We start from the raw sequence: 4,744 nt of genomic DNA, 5'->3' as shown, positions 1-4,744 counted from the left end.
CGAGCGCCTCGGTCCAGTACGCCAACTGGCGGGAGACCACACTGTCCGGGTCGTCCTCCGAGCCCAGTGCCCGCTGCTGCCACAGCGTGAAGTCGACATACTGCACCGGCAGCGGCGGCCAGCCGGGGGGCTGCCCCTCGCGGCGGGCCCGGTACGCGGTGGCCAGGTCCCGGGCCAGCGGGCCCATCGACCAGCCGTCGCCAGCGATGTGGTGCACCAGCAACAGCAGCACGTGCTCGGCCGGGCCCAGCCGGAACAGCCAGGCCCGGATCGGAATCTCGGTCGCCAGATCGAAGCCGTAGCGCGCCGCCGCCCGCAGTCGGGCCGAAAGCTCCGCCTCGTCGGTGTCCAACTCAATCAGCACCGGCCGGGACGCGGCCGGGTCGAGCACCACCTGGATCGGGCCGTCCCTGTCGGTCGGAAACTGCGTACGCAAGCTCTCATGCCGGGCCACCACGTCGCCGAGCGCGGCGCGCAGTGCGGCTGCGTCCAGATCACCGCGCAGCCGCAGCGCCACCGGCACGTTGTACGCCGCGCTGCCGCCGTCCACCTGGTGCAGCACCCACAGGCGGCGCTGGGCCACCGACAGCGGAATCCGGTCCGGCCGCTGACCGCCGGTCAGCAGCTCGGCCGCACCGGCCCGCTCGGCGTCGAACAGCGCCCGGGTCAGCCCGGCCGGCGTCGGTGTCTCGAACAGCTGCCGGATGGAAACCTGCACGCCGAGGACCGAGCGGATCCGGCCGGCCAGCCGGACCGCAGACAGCGAGTGCCCACCCAGCTCGAAGAAGCTGTCGTCGACGCCGACCGGCTTGCCGCCGAGCATCTCGGCGAACAGTCCGCTGAGGAGCTGTTCGCGGGGGTTCGGCGGGTTCCGTCGCTCCGGCGCGGCCGATTCCGGGTCGCCGGCCACGTCCCCGGTGATGAGCTCCGGCCGGCCGCTGCGCGGGCGGCGGGCCCGTACGCCGGTCGGCAGCATCCGGCCACCTGGAGTGCCGAACGGGTCAGCGACCAGCGACCGGGACGGCACGCCGGTGCGCTCCCAGCCGTTGCCCCCGAGGTAGAGCTCGCCGGGCACACCGTCGACAACCGGTTCGAGTGCGCGGTCCAGCAGGTACCAGCGGCGGTCGGCCAGCTCGCCGGCCGCTGGTCCGGCCGGTCCAGCCGGCACCGGCCAGTCGTCGCGGGCACCGGCGACGAGCAGGCGGGCCCGCTCCTCGGGCCCTACCACCGCGAGGGTGCCGACCAGGCGGTCCGGATCGGCGGCCAGCTCGCCGAGCACCCGGACCAGGCGGGCCACCAGGTCCTCGACGGTGGGCCGGTCGAAGATGTCGGTGTTGAACTCGAGGTCGCCGGCCAGGCCGTCGGGCTCGCCGTCCGGGCCGCGCCGCTCGCCGAGTTCGAGGGCGAGGTCGAACGGCGCCACGCCGGTGTCAGCCGCCTCCGCCGTGACCCGAATGTGCGGCAGCCGGCCGATCGCGTCCAGCGCGGCCTGCTGCTCGGTGCTGTTAAAGGTGAGGATCACCTGGAACAGCGGGTGCCGGGACAGCGACCGCTGCGGGTTGAGCACCTCGACCAGGCGTTCGAAGGGCAGGTCCTGGTGCGCGTACGCAGCCAGGTCGGTGGCGCGTACCCGGCGCAACAGTTCCCGGAAGGTCGGGTTGCCGCGCAGGTCTGTACGCAGCACCAGGGTGTTGGAGAACGAGCCGACCAGGTCCTCGACGGCCTCGTCGGTGCGCCCGGCGATCGGGCAGCCGATCGGCACGTCGGTGCCACCGCCCAGGCGGTGCAGCAGCACCGCGAGCCCGGCCTGGAGCACCATGAACACGCTGGTGCCGCTCTGCCGGGACAGTACGGTGAGCCGGTCGTGCAGGGCGGCGGGCAGGTGCACGGGGACCCGCTCGCCTCGGTAGGAGGCCGCCGGCGGACGCGGTCGGTCGGTCGGCAACGCGAGTTCCTCGGGCAGCCCGGCGAGCGCCTCGGTCCAATACGCGACCTGTCGGGCGATCGGGCTGTCCGGATCGTCCTCGCTGCCCAGAGCGTCGCGCTGCCACAGGGTGTAGTCGGCGTACTGGATCGGCAGCGGCTGCCAGCGCGGCTCCTCGCGGATCACCCGGGCGGCGTATGCGGTGCTCAGGTCCCGGGCCAACGGGCCGAGCGACCAGCCGTCACCGGCGATGTGGTGCAGCACCAGCAGCAGGACCCGCTCGTCGCCGGTGCCGAACAGCCAGGCCCGGGCGGGCGGCTCGGCTGTCAGGTCGAAGCCGTAACGAGCGGCCTCGCGGACCCGGTCGACGACGTCGGTGGCCGCGACCGGGTCGACGGTCAGTCGCGAGCCGGCCTCGTCCACGGTGAGAATGCGCTGGTACTGGCCCTGCTCGTCCTCGGCGAAGACGGTGCGCAGGCTCTCGTGCCGGTTGATCACGTCGGCCATGGCCCGCTCGAGCGCTTCCTCATCGAGCGGCCCGGTCAGGCGCAGCGCGATCGCGATGTTGTAGGTCGGGCTGGGTCCCTCGAGGCGGTGCAGGAACCACAACCGGCGCTGTGCGAAGGAAAGCGGCACCCGGGCCGGCCGTGGGTCTGCGGAAACCGGCGCCGGGCGGGTCACGGCGTCGCCATCAAGCGCGCCGGCCAGGGCCGCGACCGTGGGCTTCTCGAAGACGGCGCGCAGCGGCAGTTCCACGCCGAGCGCCGACCGCACCCGGCTGACCAGGCGGGTGACCAGCAGGGAGTGGCCACCGCAGTCGAAGAAGTCGTCGTCGACGCCGATCGCGGGCAGGCCGAGCACGTCCGCGAACAGGGTACAGAGGACCTCCTCGCGAGCGTCGGCGGGCGGGCGGCCGGTGCCGGCGCGGCGGGGCTGCGGGTCGGCCAGGGCGGCCCGGTCGACCTTGCCGTTGGGGCTCAACGGCAGGCTGTCGAGAACCACCACGGCCGACGGCAGGGTGTGCGCGGGCAGCACGGTGCCGAGCCGGCGACGCAGCTCATCGGGATCGAGCATGGCGCCGGGCCGGGGCACGGCGTAGCCGATCAGGCGACGGTCGGCGGCATCGCCACGCACCGTGGCCGCAGCCTGGCCCACGCCGGGCAGCGCCAGCAGAGCGGACTCCACCTCGCCCAGTTCGATCCGGAAGCCGCGCAGCTTGACCTGGTCGTCGGCGCGGCCTAGGAACTCGAGTTGGCCGTCCGGACCGCCGCGCACCACGTCGCCGGTGCGGTACATCCGCTCGCCGGCGTCGCCGAACGGGCAGGCCACGAAACGCCCGGCGGTCAGGCCGGCGCGGTTCAGGTAGCCGCGGGCCAGGCCGGCGCCGGCGACGTACAGTTCACCCGACCTGCCGGGCGGGACCGGGCGCAGGTACGGGTCCAGGACGTAGGTGGCGGCGCCGCGGATGGCCCGGCCAATCGGCGCGGCGCGCCCGTCGAGCGGCTCGCTCATGGTGGCGCACACCGTGGTCTCGCTCGGCCCATACGCGTTGATCATTCTGCGGTCACCGGAGAAGCGGGCGGCCAGTTCCGGCGGACAGGCCTCGCCCGCCACCACCAGAACGAGCCCGGCCGGCAGGGCGTCCTCGGCGAGCACCGCGAGGGCGGCGGGCGGCAGCGTGACATGGGTGATGCGCTGCTCGGCGAGGAGCTTTGCGAGCGGCGCGCCCGGCATCAGCCGGTCCGGAGAGGCCAGTACTGCGGTGCCGCCGGCGAGCAGCGCCATGAACAGTTCGGACACTGCGGCGTCGAAGCTGGGCGAGGCGAACTGGAGCACCCGGCTGCCAGCGTGGACCGCGAACCGCTCGATCTGGCCGGCCGCGAGGCTCGGCACGCCGGCATGCGGCACGAGAATCCCTTTGGGCCGGCCGGTGGAGCCGGAGGTGTAGATGACGTACGCCGGGTGCTGCGGGTCCAGCGGCGCGGATCGATCGGCGTCGGTGATGTCGGTCGCGGGCCGTGCGGCGATCGCGTCCCGGGTGGCCGGATCATCGAGCAGCAGCACCGGGATGTCGGCGCCTGCCCCTCCGGCCGTGGTGACCAGCAGCCGGGGTTTCGCGTCGGCCAGCATGAAGCGGATCCGCTCGGCCGGGTACTGCGGGTCGACCGGCAGGTAGGCGCCGCCGGCCTTGAGCACGGCGAGGAGGGTGACGACCGCGTCGACGGATCGGGGCAGTGCCACCGCCACTGCGTCTTCCGGGCCGACCCCCAGGGCGATCAGCTGGTGCGCCAGGCGGTTGGCGCGCGTGTTCACGTCCGCGTACGTGAGGGTCTCGGCCTCGTACGCAAGCGCCTCGGCCGCCGGGGCGGCGGCGACCTGACGCTCGAACAGGGCCGGCAGGGTGGCGGCCGGTGTCGCGGGCTCCGGTGGGGCAGCCAGCAGGCGGGCGCGCTCGGCCGGCTCGAATGGTTCGAGGCGGCCGGTGGGCTGGTGCGGGTCGTCGGCGATCGCGGTGAGAATGCGCAGAAACCGGCCCCCGATGGACGCGGCAGCCGCCTCGTCGAAGACGTCCGGACGGTAGTCGAGGCGGAACCGTAGTTCCTCGCCGGGCAGCGCGACCAGGGCGAGCGGATAGTGGGTGGCGTCCTGGCCCTGCGCCGACACCACGGTCAGTCCGGCGGTGCCGACCTCGGCGGCGATCTGCTCGCGGTCCATCGGGTAGTTCTCGAAGACCATGGCGGTGTCGAACAACGCTCCCAGCCCCACCACCTGCTGGATCTCCGCCAACCCCACCCACTGCACATCCAACAGGCGCGCCTG

The 4,744-nt window shown here is 73.7% G+C and carries 1 protein-coding gene; it reads right to left on the bottom strand.

Annotation, left to right across the window (positions count from 1 at the left end; genetic code table 11):
* On the bottom strand, positions 1-4,726 hold a 4,726-nt coding region (locus tag AB0M52_RS30820), incomplete at its 3' end, for an amino acid adenylation domain-containing protein (RefSeq protein WP_363961000.1).
* Between the last annotated feature and the right edge of the window lie 18 nt (positions 4,727-4,744).

The organism is Micromonospora sp. NPDC051296 (genome assembly GCF_040682255.1).
GTDB classification, from domain to species: Bacteria; Actinomycetota; Actinomycetes; order Mycobacteriales; family Micromonosporaceae; genus Micromonospora; species Micromonospora craterilacus.
The sequence above is the reverse complement of the archived record's forward strand: the minus strand, read 5'-3'. Positions and strand labels throughout refer to the sequence as shown.